Annotated in this window: 13 protein-coding genes; 6 read left to right on the top strand and 7 right to left on the bottom strand. The window is 49.6% G+C overall.

Annotated elements, in window-relative coordinates:
- The first annotated feature begins 10 nt into the window (after window positions 1-10).
- From fmt to glyS, 6 genes are all read left to right on the top strand, one after another.
- Window positions 11-943 (top strand): methionyl-tRNA formyltransferase, encoded by a 933-nt coding sequence (gene fmt / locus XMG59_RS09730; RefSeq protein WP_217363729.1) that lies wholly within the window; start codon window positions 11-13, stop codon window positions 941-943.
- Window positions 936-2,246, top strand: coding sequence for a 16S rRNA (cytosine(967)-C(5))-methyltransferase RsmB (gene rsmB / locus XMG59_RS09725; RefSeq protein ID WP_173498610.1), 1,311 nt, complete (start codon window positions 936-938; stop codon window positions 2,244-2,246). The genes fmt and rsmB overlap by 8 nt, the downstream gene beginning before the upstream one ends.
- 7 nt (window positions 2,247-2,253) lie before the next feature.
- Complete coding sequence (gene trkA, locus XMG59_RS09720; RefSeq protein ID WP_173484674.1) at window positions 2,254-3,648, top strand: Trk system potassium transporter TrkA; 1,395 nt, start codon at window positions 2,254-2,256, stop codon at window positions 3,646-3,648.
- A gap of 7 nt (window positions 3,649-3,655) precedes the next feature.
- Window positions 3,656-5,104 carry a TrkH family potassium uptake protein gene (locus XMG59_RS09715; RefSeq protein ID WP_173495369.1) on the top strand — a complete coding sequence of 483 codons (1,449 nt, stop codon included), beginning with the start codon at window positions 3,656-3,658 and terminating at the stop codon, window positions 5,102-5,104.
- Between the two features lie 102 nt (window positions 5,105-5,206).
- Complete coding sequence (gene glyQ, locus XMG59_RS09710) at window positions 5,207-6,160, top strand: glycine--tRNA ligase subunit alpha (RefSeq protein ID WP_173495370.1); 954 nt, start codon at window positions 5,207-5,209, stop codon at window positions 6,158-6,160.
- Window positions 6,160-8,211 (top strand): glycine--tRNA ligase subunit beta, encoded by a 2,052-nt coding sequence (glyS, locus tag XMG59_RS09705; RefSeq protein ID WP_173498609.1) that lies wholly within the window; start codon window positions 6,160-6,162, stop codon window positions 8,209-8,211. Before glyQ ends, glyS begins: the two co-directional genes overlap by 1 nt.
- A 66-nt stretch (window positions 8,212-8,277) precedes the next feature.
- Here the strand turns inward: glyS and XMG59_RS09700 are convergent, their stop codons facing one another.
- The 7 genes from XMG59_RS09700 to XMG59_RS09670 all read right to left on the bottom strand — a co-directional run bounded on the left by XMG59_RS09700 (window position 8,278) and on the right by XMG59_RS09670 (window position 17,623).
- Window positions 8,278-9,039, bottom strand: a complete 762-nt coding sequence (locus XMG59_RS09700; protein ID WP_173498608.1) for a class II aldolase/adducin family protein — start codon at window positions 9,037-9,039, stop codon at window positions 8,278-8,280.
- Window positions 9,040-9,152: 113 nt separating this feature from the next.
- Window positions 9,153-11,576 carry a DNA topoisomerase (ATP-hydrolyzing) subunit B gene (gene gyrB / locus XMG59_RS09695; RefSeq protein ID WP_173498607.1) on the bottom strand — a complete coding sequence of 808 codons (2,424 nt, stop codon included), beginning with the start codon at window positions 11,574-11,576 and terminating at the stop codon, window positions 9,153-9,155.
- A complete protein-coding gene (gene recF, locus XMG59_RS09690; RefSeq protein ID WP_173498606.1) occupies window positions 11,569-12,675 on the bottom strand; it encodes a DNA replication/repair protein RecF in 1,107 nt (368 codons plus the stop codon). Before recF ends, gyrB begins: the two co-directional genes overlap by 8 nt.
- A gap of 45 nt (window positions 12,676-12,720) precedes the next feature.
- The gene (gene dnaN, locus XMG59_RS09685) at window positions 12,721-13,824 is read right to left on the bottom strand and encodes a DNA polymerase III subunit beta (RefSeq protein WP_173482172.1); all 1,104 of its coding nucleotides are present in this window, start codon (window positions 13,822-13,824) and stop codon (window positions 12,721-12,723) included.
- A 25-nt stretch (window positions 13,825-13,849) separates the two neighbouring features.
- Complete coding sequence (gene dnaA / locus XMG59_RS09680) at window positions 13,850-15,310, bottom strand: chromosomal replication initiator protein DnaA (protein WP_173482171.1); 1,461 nt, start codon at window positions 15,308-15,310, stop codon at window positions 13,850-13,852.
- A 279-nt stretch (window positions 15,311-15,589) separates the two neighbouring features.
- Entirely contained in the window at window positions 15,590-17,059 is a 1,470-nt protein-coding gene (locus XMG59_RS09675) for a TRAP transporter large permease subunit (RefSeq protein ID WP_173482170.1), read from the bottom strand.
- Complete coding sequence (locus XMG59_RS09670) at window positions 17,060-17,623, bottom strand: TRAP transporter small permease subunit (protein WP_173482169.1); 564 nt, start codon at window positions 17,621-17,623, stop codon at window positions 17,060-17,062. It lies immediately after the preceding gene.
- Window positions 17,624-17,690: the final 67 nt, after the last annotated feature.

The raw sequence follows: 17,690 nt of genomic DNA, 5'->3' as shown, positions 1-17,690 counted from the left end.
GGATATCGAATTGTCTAAAATTATATTTGCCGGAACCCCAGATTTTGCCGCCTCTCATCTACAGGCCCTGATCGACTCCGGCTTTGATGTGGTAGCCGTCTATACCCAACCCGATCGACCAGCGGGCCGTGGTAGGAAGTTACAAGCGAGCCCTGTTAAGCAGATTGCACTGCAAGCAAATATTCCCGTGTTTCAGCCACTCTCACTGCGTGATGAAGCGGCTCAGGCGGAACTGGCTGCGATCGACGCTGATTTAATGATTGTTGTTGCCTACGGTTTGATACTGCCGCAGGTTGTATTGGACACACCAAAACTGGGTTGCGTTAACGTACACGCCTCTATTCTGCCGCGTTGGCGTGGTGCTGCTCCGATCCATCGTGCACTGCTGGCAGGTGACAAAGAGACCGGTGTGACGCTAATGCAGATGGAAGCTGGGCTGGATACTGGGCCCATGCTGGCTAAGGTGTTTACGCCAATCGATAAGCAAGAGAGCAGCGGCGAACTGCATGATCGATTAGCAGTACTTGGCTCCAATATGCTGATTGAGCAACTTCCTGCACTGTTGGCAGGCGAGTTAACGCCAGAAGTTCAAGACGATGCGTTAGCTAACTACGCCAATAAGCTTGAGAAAGCCGAAGGTAAAATTGACTGGACAGAGTCGGCAGACGCGATCGCCCGTCAGGTTCGCGGCCTCTCTCCTTGGCCAGTGGCTTACACAACCCTTGATGATAAAAGCGTACGCATCTGGAGAGCGGAAGCACAATCAGAAGCCGGTGATGCTGGCGCTCTGATCAAAGCCGATAAACAGGGTGTCCTGATCGGGTGTGGCGAAGGCTCTTTGCTGATCAAAACCATTCAGATGCCAGGCGGTCGCGCCACTGAAGCGTCGGCACTACTCAATTCAAACAACCACCCATTTGTTGAGGGTATGCGCTTTGAGTAATACCGCTAACCTAAGGGTGCAAGTGGCTGTTTTTCTATCGCAGCTGTTACAACACAACGGCTCACTCTCTAGCCGACTCCCGGGCATGCTCTCTCGAGTCGAGCCTCGTGACCGCGCTCTGTTTCAAGAGATCTGCTACGGCACGCTTCGTTTCTATCCACAGCTTGAAGCGCTCAGCCATGAGTGTCTGCGCAAGCCTTTTAGAGAAGAGGACACTGACGTCTTTGCCCTACTGTTGAGCGCGCTCTACCAATTGAGACATCTCTCGACGGCTGAGCATGCTGTCATCAACGAGACCGTTGAAGGCGCTAAGCAGATGGGTAAGCCTTGGGCCGCAAAACTGTTGAATGCCGTGTTGCGTCGTTACCAGCGTGAAAAGGTTAGTTTAGAAGCTGATATCCAGCAGACCGAGACTGGCCGCTGGAATCACCCAGAGTGGATGATCGCTAAACTCAAGCACAACTGGCCCGATCACTGGCAAAGCATAATGACCGAAAACGATCAGAGCCCACCAATGTGCCTGCGGGTCAATCGTTCGAAAAGCGATCGTGATACCTACCTTGAGATACTGAACAGTGCAGAAATCGAAGCAACCGCTGGATTGTTCTCAAACGATGCCATCTACCTAACGACGCCCTGCTCTGTGGATAAGCTGCCACACTTTGCAGAGGGGCAGGTCTCGGTTCAGGATGAAGCGGCACAATTGGCTGCAGAACTGCTGGGTGTAAAAGCGGGCGAACGCATACTCGATGCCTGTGCCGCACCCGGCGGTAAGCTTTGTCACCTTCTTGAATTGGAAGATGATATTGAGATCGATGCCCTGGAGTTAGAGCCTCGACGAGTAGCGCGCATCGAAGAGAATTTAGAACGACTAGAGCAGAGTGCGGGTGTCATTGTCGGTGATGCCGCTCAACGGGATTGGTGGAGCGGTGACGCTTATGATCGAATTCTGGTGGATGCACCCTGTAGTGCTACCGGTGTCATTCGTCGTAATCCAGATATAAAAGTACTGCGTCGTAATGAAGATCTGCTGGGTCTTGCAACCACTCAACTTGAGATCCTTAATAACCTATGGGATATGCTCAAGCCTGGTGGTACATTGCTGTATGCAACCTGCTCAGTGTTCACACAAGAGAACGAGCGTGTTGTCGAACGATTTTTGAAAGAGCACTCGGATGCGAAAGAGTGCAAAATAGTCGCAGAATGGGGCATAGAGAGACCTGCCGGTCGGCAGCTGTTTCCACAAAATGGAGGCCATGATGGCTTCTACTACGCCCGCATCAAGCGAATAGAAGAGGCTTAAGCGCTACATGAACGTTGTTATTCTGGGTGCAGGACAGGTGGGTGGCTCTCTAGCAGAGCATCTCGCCAGTGAATCCAACGATATTACTGTCATTGATGTCGATGGCCCAAGACTCAGAGAACTTGCCGACCGTCTAGATATTCGTACGGTTGAAGGCCAAGCTTCGCTGCCGACTATTCTGCATAGCGCTGGCGTAGAAGATGCCGACATGTTGATCGCAGTGACTAACTCAGATGAGATCAACATGGTTGCCTGTCAGGTCGCTTGGTCGCATTTTCGCGTGCCAAAGTTGATTGCCCGTGTTCGTGACCAAGCTTACAACTACTCAGAAGGTAAGCTCTTCAATACGCAGAAAGAGAACAACGTTGCCGGCATCCCAATTGATGTATTGATCAGCCCTGAGCACTTGGTGACACAACACATTGCCCGAATGATCCATCACCCAGGCGCCCTTCAGGTTCTCGATTTTGCCGATGGCGCAGCGCAATTAGTTGCCGTTAAGGCCTATTACGGTGGCCCACTGGTGGGTCGTGAAATCGCCCTGCTCAGAGCGCACATGCCCAATGTCGACACTCGTGTAGCAGCCATTTTCAGACAGGATCGTCCTATTATTCCAACCGGTGACACGGTGATTGAGGCGGACGATGAAGTTTTCTTTATCGCCGCTGCCGGCGATATACGTTCGGTTATGGGCGAACTGCGCCGATTAGATAACCCTTACAAACGCATCATGATTGCCGGGGGTGGCAACATCGGATTCCGACTAGCCGAATCGATTGAGGATGACTTCCAGGTCAAACTGATTGAGCGAAGCCTAGATCGATGCAACCACTTGGCACGCGATCTAAACCGCACCATTGTTCTGCACGGCAGCGCTTCAGATTCGGAACTGCTTCTCGAAGAGAACATTGATGATGTCGATGTATTCTGTGCCCTAACCAACGACGACGAAGCTAACATCATGGCATCGATGCTGGCCAAACGTTTAGGGGCCAGAAAGGTGATGACGCTGATCAACAACCCTGCCTATGTTGACCTTGTACAGGGTGGCGTTATCGACATTGCCATATCACCACAACAGACCACCATTGGCGCCCTACTGGCCCACGTACGTCGCGGCGATGTTGCCGCGGTTCACTCTCTGCGCCGTGGTGCAGCAGAAGCGATTGAAGCGATCGCCCACGGTGACCCGTCAAGCTCTAAAGTCGTTGGGCGCGCCATTGAGGATATTGCGCTACCCGCGGGTGCGACCATCGGTGCCATTGTGCGAGATAACCAGGTATTAATTGCCCACGATGACGTCGTGGTTGAAGATGGCGACCATGTCATTCTGTTCCTCATCGATAACCGTCAAATTGGCGAGGTAGAGAAGCTCTTTACCGTCGGCCTAACCTTCTTCTGAGGCTCCCATGCACTTCAAAGTGATTCTCAGAATACTTGGCCTGCTGTTGATGATATTCAGCATCACTCAGCTTCCGCCAGCCCTCGTCTCGATGATCTACGACGATGGCAATATTCAAGCCTTTGTTGGGGCTTTCTTCGTCACGCTGTGTACCGGTTTCTTAATCTGGCTCCCCTTCATGCGAGTCCGCCAAGATCTGCGAACACGCGACGGATTCTTAATTACCGTTCTATTCTGGACGGTACTGGGCTTCTTCGGTTCGTTACCTATCTACTTTTCGGCCGAAACAAACTTTACCTTTACCGACGCTCTGTTTGAGGCTGTCTCTGGTCTGACGACAACAGGGGCGACCGTGATCACTGGGCTGGATACGCTTCCCAAGTCCCTGCTCTACTATCGTCAGCAGCTGCAGTGGTTGGGGGGTATGGGTATCATCGTCCTAGCCGTCGCGATACTGCCAATGCTAGGCATCGGTGGGATGCAGCTCTACCGTGCTGAAACACCTGGCCCGGTAAAAGATTCAAAGCTGACACCTAGAATCACCGAAACAGCCAAAGCACTCTGGAACATATACCTGACGCTGACGATTGCCTGTGCACTGGGCTACTGGGCAGCGGGAATGGAGCTGTTCGATGCAATTGGCCACAGCTTCTCTACTGTCGCCATTGGCGGGTTCTCAACACACGATGCCAGTATTGGATTCTATGACAGCGCACTGATTGAGATGATTTGTGTACTCTTTATGGTGCTTTCGGGGATTAACTTCGGCCTTCACTTTGCCGCTTGGCGACAGCACAGTGTCGCCCACTACTTCTCAGATCCAGAGTTCAAGTTTTACCTCTTCTCTCTGATCAGCCTGTCGCTGTTTACACTGTTTGTGCTCGACTTTACCGGCACCTATGAATCGATTGAGGCGCTGCGCAAAGCAGTCTTCATGGTTGTCTCCATTGCAACGACGACCGGCTTTGCCGTCGCTGACTTCGCACACTGGCCCGCCATGCTGCCCTTCTTACTCTTCTTAGCAGCCTTTGCCGGGGGCTGTGCAGGATCGACCGGTGGTGGTATGAAACAGATACGTCTACTGCTGATTCTGAAGCAGGGTTACCGTGAGATTGTGCGCCTGATCCACCCGAACGCCATCATGCCTGTGAAGTTGGGAAGACGCCCAATTTCGAACAAAGTGCTTGAAGCGGTTTGGGGGTTTTTCTCGGTCTACTTGATCGTATTTGTGGTGATGCTAGTTGCACTGCTAGCCACTGGACTGGATCAAGTAACGGCATGGTCGGCGGTCGGCGCTACGCTCAACAACCTAGGCCCAGGCCTTGGTGATGTTGCGGCACACTATGGTGATATACCGACTACCGCCAAATGGATTTTGGTCTTTGCGATGTTGCTAGGACGTCTTGAGGTATTTACCTTATTAGTCTTACTAACACCGGCTTTCTGGCGCCGATAACCCTATTAAATGGATAGGGTTACGCCCCTCTTAAATTCTTAAGGAATGCTGTATAATTCTGGGCTAATTTTTTGCAAAAAATCCTAGCCGAGGACTTCTGTCGTGACCGACACTGTCAAACCTGATGTAAGCACCTTCCAAGGTCTTATCTTTGCCCTACAACAGTATTGGGCCGAGCAAGGCTGTGTAATTGTTCAGCCACTGGATATGGAAGTGGGTGCTGGTACTTTCCACCCGTCTACCACTCTGCGTGCCATCGGCCCAGAGAGCTGGAACTCAGCTTACGTTCAACCAAGCCGACGCCCAACCGATGGCCGTTACGGTGAGAACCCAAACCGTCTTCAACACTACTACCAATTTCAGGTTGTGATGAAGCCTCACCCAGACAACTTCCAAGAGCTCTACCTTGGTTCGCTTGAACGTCTCGGCTTTGATCTTTTGACACACGATGTTCGCTTTGTAGAGGACAACTGGGAATCACCTACTTTGGGTGCCTGGGGTCTTGGTTGGGAAGTTTGGCTAAACGGTATGGAAGTGACTCAGTTCACCTACTTCCAACAAGTCGGTGGTCTTGAGTGTTACCCAGTCACTGGCGAAATTACCTACGGCCTTGAACGTCTAGCGATGTACGTTCAAGAAGTAGACAGTGTTTACGATCTAGTTTGGTCTAAAGCGCCTGATGGTACCGTTGTAACTTACGGTGATGTTTTCCACCAAAACGAAGTCGAGCAGTCGACTTACAACTTTGAGTACGCTGATGTGCCACACCTATTCAGCAACTTTGAGCACTACGAAAAAGAGTGTCAAAAACTGCTGGATGTCGGCTTACCGCTTCCGGCTTATGAACAGGTCATGAAGGCATCGCATACCTTCAACCTACTGGATGCACGTCACGCGATCTCGGCGACTGAGCGTCAACGTTACATTCTTCGGGTTCGTACGTTGGCTCGCGGTGTTGCCGAAGCTTACTACAACAAGCGTAAAGAGCTTGGTTTCCCAATGGCAGAAGAGTCTATTCGCCAAGAAGTCCTAGCATCACTGGAGGGAGCCGAGTAATGAGTAATCAAGATTTTCTATTTGAACTGGGTACTGAAGAGCTACCACCGGGTGCACTTCTCTCTCTGTCAGACGCACTGGGAAAAAGCCTCACGGCTCAACTGAACGATGCTCAGCTTAACTTTTCATCTTTAGAGCTATTTGCTGCTCCACGTCGCTTGGCCGTATTGGTTAAAGAGCTAGACTGCCAACAGCCTGATCGTAACATTGAAAAACGCGGTCCTTCTGCAAAAGCACCTGAACAAGCCGTTAAAGGTTTTGCTGGCAGCTGCGGTGTCTCTCTTGAAGACCTTGTTATTGAGAATACTGACAAGGGTGACTACTACGTTTACCGCGGTACTGAGGTTGGTAAACCTGCTTCAGAACTTCTACCAGGAATGCTTGAGACCGCTTTGAGCGGCCTGCCGATTCCTAAGCGTATGCGTTGGGCGGCTAGTCGTACTGAGTTTGTTCGCCCTGTTAAATGGATCGTTGCGCTTCTGGGTGATGAGGTTCTGCCTTGTACTCTTCTTGAGGTTACTTCAGGTCGTAAATCACGTGGCCACCGTTTCCACTACCCACATGATATTGAGCTGATGACTGCAGGTGAATACGCTGCCACGCTTCGTAATACCGGTAAAGTTGTGGCTAGCTTCGCTGAGCGTCGCGAAATGATTCGTGAACAAGTACTTGCTGAAGCCGCTCGTATTGGCGGCATTGCTGAGATCGATGAAGATCTTCTGGACGAAGTCTGTGCACTGAACGAATGGCCTGTTGCTTTGGCTGGACGTTTTGAAGAGCGCTTCCTTGAGGTACCTGAGCAAGTCCTAATCCTTTCAATGAAAGAGAACCAGAAGTACTTCCACCTTGTGGATAGCAACAACAAGTTGATGCCGTACTTCATTACGATCTCAAACATTGAGTCTAAAGATCCTCAGCAAGTGATTGCAGGTAACGAGAAGGTGATTCGCCCTCGCCTAGCCGATGCTGCTTTCTTCTTTGAGACAGACAAGAAGGCACCTCTTATTGATCGCCTAGAGAAGCTAAAGAGTGTCGTGTTCCAAAACGAGCTTGGCACAGTCGCGGACAAAGCTGCTCGCATTGAAGCAACGGCCACTGCCATTGCCAAACTGATTGGCGGTAATGAAGCGTTTGCCGCTCGTGCTTCACAACTTGCTAAGTGTGACCTGCTAACAGATACCGTTTATGAGTTCACAGAGCTTCAGGGTCTTATGGGTTACCACTTCGCACTGCACGATGGTGAAGAGCAAGAGGTCGCACAGGCGATCTATGAGCAGTACATGCCAAAGTTTGCCGGTGACGATCTACCTGCCTCTAAAACAGGCATTGCTGTAGCCTTGGCAGATCGCTTGGACACACTGGTCGGTCTGTTTGCGATCAACCAGCCGCCTACAGGTTCTAAAGATCCATTTGCACTGCGTCGTGCAGCATTGGGTGTGCTTCGTATTATCGTTGAACATGAGCTGGATCTTGATCTTAAAGAGCTTCTTAAGACAGCAGCATCAAACTACCAAGCACTGCCTGCTTTGGACAGTGCTGCTGAGAATGTCTTTGAATTCATGCTAGAACGTTTCCGTTTCTGGTTTGAAGAAGAGGGCATCAGCGCAGAGATCTACCTGTCGATCCACGGTCTTCGCCCAAGTAAACCATTAGACTTTGTGCGTCGCGCTCATGCTGTTGCGGCCTTTACACAACTTGAAGCAGCCTCGGCACTGATCGCTGGCAACAAGCGTGTTGGTAATATCCTTGCGAAACTAGACTCTACACCGTCTACCGCTATCAACGATGCACTGCTATCTGATGAGGCTGAAAAAGAGCTTGCTCAAGCACTCAACGGTTTAAGCAGTTCAGTTGCATCAATGACAGGTGAAGGCGATTACCAGGGCGCTCTTCAAGCTCTAGCTGATCTTCGCCAGCCTATCGACCGCTTCTTTGAAGAGGTTCGTGTCATGGCAGATGACGCTGACGTTAAGCAAAACCGTCTTGCGATGCTGCAACAACTTAAAGAGCTATTTGGTGGTATCGCCGATATCTCGGAATTGGCTGGCTAAACTTAATTGGCCATCAAAAAACCCGAGCACAGCTCGGGTTTTTTATTGCCTGTTTCACGTGAAACATCATCGTTTAAACGATGGATCTTGTCGCTCTACTATTCGAATCATAGCTGCCAATGCATCCTCACCTGCCCCATATTTAGGATTGAAATTGAGCGAATCCCTTACACACTTTTCCAACACTGGAATTGGAATCTCTTTAACCTTACCCATCGACATTGATGCTAACTGAGCTTCACAGGCTCTATTAACAAGCCACATTAATGCAAAGGCCTGCGCTAATGTTTCACCTATAACCACTGGACCATGATTTCTTAAAAGCAGAACCTGCTTATCACCAGCACTTTCTAGAATTCGCTCACCCTCGTCTGCATGAACGGTTATCCCTTCGAAGTCATGATAGGCAATCTTTCCGTATAACTGTGCTGAATAGAAATTGCTAAAACTAAGCCCATCCTCAAGGCAGCAGACAGCAAGTGTTGGGGTCGTATGAACATGCATAACACAATGGCCGCCCTCAACCTGTTTATGTATCTGCCCATGAAAAGTAAAACCCGCAGGATTGATTGGCCAGTCAGAATGGCCAATAATATTTCCTTCTATATCAACTTTAACTAAGTTTGACGCTGTTACCTCTGAGTAATGAAGACCAAAAGGGTTAATGAGGAAGTGATCTTCTTTGCCAGGCACACGAAGGGATAGATGGTTATAGATTGACTCATCCCAGCCTAAGTAAGCAAACACTCGATAGACACCCGCAAGCTGAACCCTAGCCTCCCACTCCTCATCTGTATATTGTGTAGGGTGTTCATAATATTTAGCCATTACGCGTTTCCTTAGTTTTATTAGCTTAACCCTAGTAATAGAGCATATTTTTGTTTCACGTGAAACAAATAAAAAAGGCGCCTATAGGCGCCCTTTCTCTAAAACACTAGACATCAAACATCTAGGTTAGAGACATTCAGTGCGTTGGACTCGATAAAGTCACGACGAGGTTCAACTTCATCACCCATCAGTGTCGTAAACAGCTGATCGGCAGAGATAGCGTCTTCGATGGTCACTTTAAGCATACGACGCGCATCAGGATCCATGGTTGTCTCCCAGAGCTGATCAGGGTTCATCTCGCCCAATCCTTTGTAGCGCTGAATGTTACTGCCGCGGCGCGCAAGACCCATCAACCACTCAATACCTTCACCCAACTCAGTCACATCCATTCGACGCTCACCACGCTGAAGGTAAGCACCATCCGCTAACAGGCCAGAAAGCTCAGCCCCAAGATCAACGATCAAGTCGTAATCTTTAGAGCGGAAGAAGTCAGCCTCAAAACGAAACGCATTCGTAATACCGTGAAGCAATACGTTAACAACCGGCACATAAGAGCTGTGCTCTTGGTCGTACTCAACATCCACTGTGTAGACTTCTGAACCCGACGTAACAATAGAATCAAGCTTAGCTTGTAGCTCTTTAGCCCAACCCTCTACCGCCGCTTTATCACCCAGCGAATCGGCCGCCAAACGCGGAACATAGAGTGACTGCATCAAAGCCTGGCTTGGATAGATTCGAGAGAGACGGTTGATCATCGCCATCACCTTACGGTAGCGACCAAATAGCGTCTCAAGCGCTGCACCAGTGATAGCAGGCGCATCTTCAGCAGGATAGAGTGAAGTACCTTCCAAAGCACCTTGAAGCAAGTACATATCCATCGCTTCATCATCTTTCAGGTACTGCTCTTGCTTGCCCTTCTTCACTTTATACAGTGGTGGCTGAGCAATGTAGATGTAGCCACGCTCAATCAACTCTGGCATTTGACGGAAGAAGAAGGTCAATAGAAGGGTACGAATGTGAGATCCATCGACGTCAGCATCGGTCATGATAATGATGCTGTGGTAACGAAGTTTTTCAACGTTGAACTCATCGCGACCGATACCACAACCCAGCGCAGTAATCAGAGTGCCGACTTCAGCTGAGGTTAGCATCTTATCGAATCGCGCTTTCTCAACGTTAAGAATCTTACCTTTAAGCGGAAGAATGGCTTGAGTTCGACGATCACGGCCCTGCTTTGCAGAACCACCCGCCGAGTCACCCTCCACCAAATAGAGTTCAGAGAGTGCCGGATCTTTCTCTTGGCAGTCTGCCAATTTACCCGGTAGACCAGCGATATCCAACACACCTTTACGACGCGTCATCTCGCGTGCTTTACGCGCAGCTTCACGCGCACGTGCCGCATCCATCATCTTCTGCACAACCGCTTTCGCTTCAGATGGGTTCTCTAGCAGGTAGTTATTGAAGTGCTCTGCCATCAACTGCTCAACTGCTGTTTTAACTTCAGACGAAACCAGCTTATCTTTGGTCTGTGAAGAGAATTTAGGATCTGGCACTTTAACAGAGATGATCGCCGTTAGACCTTCACGACTGTCATCGCCACTGGTGCTGACATTGCCTTTTTTGTTTAACGACTCAGAATCAATGTAGCTGTTCAAACCACGTGTCAAAGAGGCGCGGAAGCCCGATAAGTGGGTACCACCATCACGCTGTGGGATGTTGTTGGCAAAACAGTGAATCGACTCTTGGAAGGAGTCATTCCACTGTAGAGAGACCTCAACGCCGACACCATTTTCATGTATCGCATTGAAGTGGAAGATACTGTTAATAGGCGACTTGTTCTGGTTAAGGAAATCAACAAAGGCTGCTAGACCTCCTTCGTATTCAAAGATCTCTTCACGACCAGAGCGCTCATCTTTAAGACGAATACGAACACCTGAGTTAAGGAATGACAGCTCACGAAGGCGTTTAGCAAGAATATCGTACTGGAACTCGATATTGGTGAAGGTTTCAGGGCTAGGCCAGAAGCGCACGATCGTACCACTGGTATCGGTTTCACCGATCACTTTTAAAGGCTCTGCTGGCACACCGTGGTTGTAAACCTGCTCGTGAACCTGACCGGCACGACGAATGGTCAAACGCAACTCAGTCGACAGGGCGTTTACCACCGACACACCAACACCGTGAAGACCACCTGAGACTTTATAGGTGTTGTCATCGAACTTACCACCGGCATGGAGGACGGTCATGATAACCTCGGCCGCAGAGACACCCTCCTCTTCGTGGATATCCGTCGGAATGCCGCGACCATTATCACTGACGGTAATACTCTCATCAGCATGGATCGTTACGCCCACCTCACTACAGAAACCTGCGAGTGCCTCATCGATGCCGTTGTCGACCAGCTCGAACACCATGTGATGCAAACCACTACCGTCGTCGGTATCACCGATATACATCCCTGGGCGCTTGCGCACGGCATCAAGGCCTTTAAGAACCTTAATACTGGACGAATCGTAATCTTGGTTTGACTCACTCATAGATCTCTCCAAATGTCTGCTTTGCAGTTAACTGACCTGAATCGACGTTCAATAGGGCGCCGTCAGTAGTTGCGCCCCATACCTCTAGCATTGAGCTTGGCTCAACACAGGTTACAAAACTTTGGCTGTTGCTCTGTTTCAAGAACGAGCAAAACGTTGCCAGGTGCTCTTTATCTAACTCAGCAGGGAGGTCATCGATCAAGTAGATACAGGAGTGACCTCGGGTAGCCTCGTAGAGCTGACCCTGCGCAAGTTTAAGTGCACTAACGACCAATTTCTTCTGGCCTCGTGATAAGTGCTCAGCGGCACTGCGACTTCCAACCCTGAATTTAAGGTCAGCACGCTGTGGCCCAAGGGAGGTAAATCCCTGACGCATATCACGTTCAAAACTCTCATTTAACAGAGTCTGCAGATCCTGATCTCTGTCCCAACCTGGGCTAAAACGTAGATCCGTAACGACCTCTCGAACCAGCTGCTCAGCAATGCCTGTAAAGTGCGGTAAAAGGGCATCAACATAAGCGCTTCGAAGCTCTGTAAGTCGTTCTGCGTGAAGGATAAACTCTCTATCCCAAACCTCGCGTAACGACCGATCAATACTACCACGTTTTAGCAGTGAATTCCTTTGTTTTAACGCTCTTTGAAAGCCTCTCCAGACGGAAATAAACCCCGCAGAATGGTGAAATCCGCCCCAATCGATAAATTGTCGTCTAACAGACGGTGAACCATCCAAAAGCGTAAAACTTTCAGAGTCGATCACCTGCATCGGCACTAAGCCAGCAAGGGCCGTTAAGTCGATCTCTTCACCTCTGAAACGGGCACGCACATCACCCTGCTGGGTGCGTTCAACACCTAGGCCACCGGCGTCAGATTCACCTTCAATCTTCGCAAAACAGGTCAGTTGTTGTTGGCCCTCAGAGATGACATATCGGCTCTGGTGAGTTCTGAATGAGCGAGCCACAGACAAGAAGTGAAGACCTTCCAGAATACTGGTCTTACCGCTGCCGTTTTGACCGTGAATGATGTTGATATCCGCTGACGCATCAAAGGCCAGGGATTGAATGGATCGAAGATTAGAGAGTTGTAGTCGCTTGATGCGCATAAACAGAAAAGGCCGCCCTAGGGACGGCCTCTATTGAAGCGTTAATTACATGCGCATTGGCATGATGACGTAGGTTGAGTTTGGATCATCGAAGCCTTGAATCAGCGCACTGCTGTTTGCATCAGCTAAGGTGAAACGAACCACATCGGAACCAAGAATAGAGAGTACATCGAGCAGATAGTTAACGTTGAAACCGATATCGATCGAAGGACCTTCGTACTCAACAGCTACAGTCTCTTCTGCCTCTTCCTGCTCTGGGTTATTTGCCGTCACTTTAAGGTAGCCATCGCTGAGCGTCAGACGCACACCTCGATATTTCTCGTTCGATAGAATCGCAATACGCTGGAATACCTGACGCAGCTCTTGGCGATCACCAAGAACGACCTTGTCACCGTTTTTAGGGATCACTCGTTGGTAGTCAGGGAACTTGCCATCAACCAGCTTCGACGTGAAGGTGTAGTCACCGACATTGGCACGAATGTGTGATGCACCAATAACCAGTGTAACCGGTGAGTCACCACCTTGGAGTAATCGAGCTAGCTCAAGAATACCTTTACGAGGCACGATGATCTGATGCGCACCACCCGCTGGCACATCCGCTGCAGAAGCCGAAGTAGCCAGACGGTGACCATCGGTCGCAACCGAACGAAGTGAGTCTTCACTTACTTCCAGTAGCATGCCATTTAGGTAATAACGGACATCCTGTTGCGCCATAGAGAAGCCTGTCTTTTCGATCAACTGACGCAGTTCTGACTGTGGCAAGCTTAACTCGAAGGCTTGTGGGCTATCTTCAACATTCGGGAATTCAGACGCCGCCAAGGTTGTTAGTGAGAACTTAGAACGACCCGACTTGATGATCATCTTCTGACCGCTCAACTCCATCTCGATACGAGCGTCATCAGAGAGCGATTTACAGATATCCATCAGCTTGCGTGCTGGAACGGTCACTGAACCTGGTTGTGCCGGCTCTTGAAGCTGCACGCGCCCTACCAACTCGACTTCGAGATCGGTACCGGTTAGTGAAAGTTGATCACCCTCAGCCACCATCAGAATGTTCGAGAGCACAGGCAGTGTCTGTCTGCGTTCAACCACGCCGGCAACAAGCTGTAGTGGTTTAATCAAAGCCTCACGAGTGATGACGAATCTCATGCGTATTCCTATCTCAGTCTGTCAGTTAGGTCGTCAAATGACGAAGCAGGTTTTTGTAATCTTCTGCGATCTCAGCATTGCTGTCACGCAACTCTTTAATTTTTCGTGTCGCGTGCAAGACCGTGGTGTGATCTCGACCGCCAAATGCGTTGCCTATCTCTGGTAGGCTGTGGTTAGTAAGCTCCTTAGACAAAGACATAGCAACTTGTCTTGGACGAGCGACTGAGCGACTGCGGCGTTTTGAGTGAAGATCGGCTACACGGATCTTATAGTACTCAGACACCACTCGCTGAATGTTATCAATACTAACCTGTTTGTCCTGTAATGCCAGTAGATCCTTCAGCGACTCTTTGACAAAGGTCGTGGTGATCGGACTACCAGTGAAGTGAGCGTTCGCTATAACTCGCTTCAAAGCACCTTCTAACTCTCGGACATTACTACGAATCTTCTGTGCAAGGAAGAAGGCGGCATCATCTGGAAGCTTAATTCGCGCTTCGTGCGCCTTTTTCATAAGAATAGCGACGCGCGTCTCAAGTTCTGGCGGCTCAATAGCCACGGTTAGACCCCAACCAAAACGAGACTTCAAGCGCTCTTCCATGCCACCGATCTCTTTAGGATAGCGATCACTGGTCAAGATCATCTGCTGGCCACCTTCAAGTAGCGCATTAAAGGTGTGGAAGAACTCCTCTTGCGAGCGATCCTTGTTGGCAAAGAACTGAATGTCATCGATCAACAGTGCATCGACCGAGCGGTAGTAGCGCTTAAAGTCATTAATCGCATTCAGCTGAAGTGCTTTAACCATATCGGCTACGAAGCGCTCTGAGTGCAGGTAGACAATCTTAGCGTTGGGATTACGCTTAAGCATTTCTGCACCCACAGCATGCATCAAGTGAGTTTTACCTAAGCCGACACCACCATAAATAAAGAGTGGGTTGTAACCACCACCCGGGTTATCGGCCACCTGTTGAGCCGCAGCAGAGGCTAGCTGGTTTGATTTACCTTGAACAAAGGATTCGAACGTAAAGCTGGGGTTTAAACTGGTCTGATGGCGCAAACCACCCTCGACCTGCACCGTTCGCTCCATCACCTCTGGCTGAACCTCAAGCTCAGGCTGAATAATATCAGTAGAGGGGGCAACAATAGAGGTCGACGTGAATTCAGCTTGGGACTCTTGAGCCTCAACACGCATTGGCTTTGCTCGAGCCACTTCTGGTCGAGTACGAGTGACGGGTGAGGCAACGGACCCTGCTATGCTTATTTCGATAAGTGGCGCAGATTCACCACTCAAGCGTTCAACGACATCTTGAAAGCGGGTAACGAACTTATCCGCGACCCAATCCTTTACGAAACGGTTTGGGGCCAGTAGAACAATGTGCGACTCGGTCTCTAGATCCAAACGCAATGGGCGAACCCAAGTGTTGTACTGCTGTGACGGCAGTTCATCTTTTAGCGTTTCTAGGCATTGTTGCCATAGATCTTGAAACATTTGTTGAGTCCCAGTGGGTTTTTAGAAGTATGGTTGAATCTTATCCCCAATGGGTGCAATTATCCACAGAATTTTCAGATAAATAGCTGCAAGGTTTTTAAATCAATAGGTTACAAGCCCTCACAACCTTTGACCTATATCCGACTTTTTCCAGAACTTAACAACTAAATGACAGCTTTTTCATAAGTTATAAACAGACTTATTCACAAAAAACTGACAATCAACGTAAAAACAGGCACAAAAAAGGCTGCCGAAGCAGCCTTTTCAACGTAGATAGTATTACTCAGCCCATGGGTCCGACGCGTCAGCGCCCCATGGGTCGTCACCACCACCCATACCATCGATAGTGATCTCTATCGTATCCAGATCAACATCCAAAGGTGCATCAAGATTGTAGGTCACTATCTCTGGGAAGATGATGATCAACGCCAGTGATGTCAGCATAATCAGGATGAATGGAATAGCCCCTCGGTAGATCTCCATGGTCTTCATGCCATGTACCAAACGACCGGTAATCTCATCCTTGTAATCGCTCTTTGGAGCCACACTTCGCAGGTAGAAGAGTGCAAAGCCAAAGGGAGGTGTTAAGAACGACATCGACATGTTCAATCCAACCACGACGAGGAACCACACCATGTTGATGTCCATGTTTGCCGCAACCGGGCCAATTAGTGGCATCAAGATGAATGCTATCTCGAAGAAGTCGATAAAGAAGCCGAGTACGAATACCAATAAGCTGACAAATAGAACAAAGCCAAGCTCACCACCAGGGATAAAGCTAAACAGGTGCTCAATCCATAGGTCACCGTTTACTGCTCGGAAGGATAGAGCAAAGATAGATGAACCAACCAAAATAAACATGACGAAGGTCGACAGTTTGGCCGTTGAGTCCAGAGCCCCTTTGATAACCTCCAGCGTCAGACGACGACGGATGATCGAGAGCAATAGAGCCCCCACAGCACCCATTGCCCCACCCTCGGTCGGTGTTGCCCAACCAACGAAGATGGTTCCCAATACCAAGAAGATCAAAATGATCGGTGGCAGCATCGCGGTCAGAACCGACACCATCAGCTTGGTGCCCTGAAGAGTACGCGCCTCTGCTGGCAGTGGTGGAACCATCGCCGGTTTGAAGATCGACAATGCGAACATGTATAGAAGTAAGAAGCTCACAACCATTGCCGCCGGTAGCATAGCACCCATGTAAGCATCTTTAACTGACAGTGAAAGCACATCGGCCAGTACGATCAACACCAGTGAAGGTGGGATGATCTGTGCCAGCGAGCCGGCACTGGTCAGAAGACCCGCCGCTGTCGGGTAGTGATAACGGTATCGCATCATAACCGGCAAGGAGATAAGGCCCATTGAAATCACCGATGCTGCCACAACACCCGTCGTTGCCGCGAGGAGCGCACCGACAAGAATGACAGCATAACCAAGACCACCCGGTACTCGCCCAAACAACTGCCCTGCCGATTCAAGCAGGTCCTCTGCCATGCCTGAGCGTTGCAGGATAATCCCCATGAAGGTGAAGAACGGAATCGCCAGCAAAGTGTCGTTCTGCATAATGCCGTAGATACGTTCAGGTATTGCCTGAAGCAGCACCCAATCCAATAGACCAAGCTCATGACCAATGATCGCAAACAGAATGCCGTTAGCTGCCAAACTAAACGCAACTGGGAAGCCCGATAGAAGGAAGATGATCAGAGTGCCGAACATAATCGGCGCGATGTTATCCGCTAGAAATTCCATTTACGCCGTCTCCTGCTCGTCGTCCATGTTTACGTGACCACCTTTACTCAGCGGATCTTCGATATAGCCTTTTAGAAAAGCCCAGCGCTTAATCAATTCGCTGAATGCTTGGATGAATAACAAACCAAAACCGAGAGGAATCATTGCACGCACTGGCCAACGCAGCAGGCCACCCGCATTTTGACTCACCTCTTGGTTAGCATAGGTCTCTAAAAGATTGGGAATGGATTGTAGGCAGATGTAGAGGCTGACCGGCATCACACAGAAGAGCAGACCAATAACGTCAATCCAGTTGCGGGCTCTTGGTGAGATGCGCTGACTCACCACATCGATGCGTACGTGCTCATTTAGTTTAAGCACATAGCCCGCTGCCGCCGTAAACACAGCAGCGTACAGGTACCACTGCAACTCCAGCATTGCATTAGACGCGATACTGAACAGATAACGAGTTGTTGCGTTACCTGCACTGACCAATACCGCTGCAAGAATTAACCATTTAATGTAGTTGCCAACCCAGCCATTGATTGCATCAATGCCCGCTGAGAATTTCAGTAAAGCTTTCATTCCTTAAACACGCTCTCTGATCTATTTGTTATAGCCTCGCAGTGTGACCGGTTTTCAAGTGTGGTAC

Source organism: Marinobacterium sp. xm-g-59, assembly GCF_013283315.1.
Taxonomy (GTDB): domain Bacteria; phylum Pseudomonadota; class Gammaproteobacteria; order Pseudomonadales; family Balneatricaceae; genus Marinobacterium_E.
This window is presented reverse-complemented; position numbering and strand designations above follow the sequence as displayed.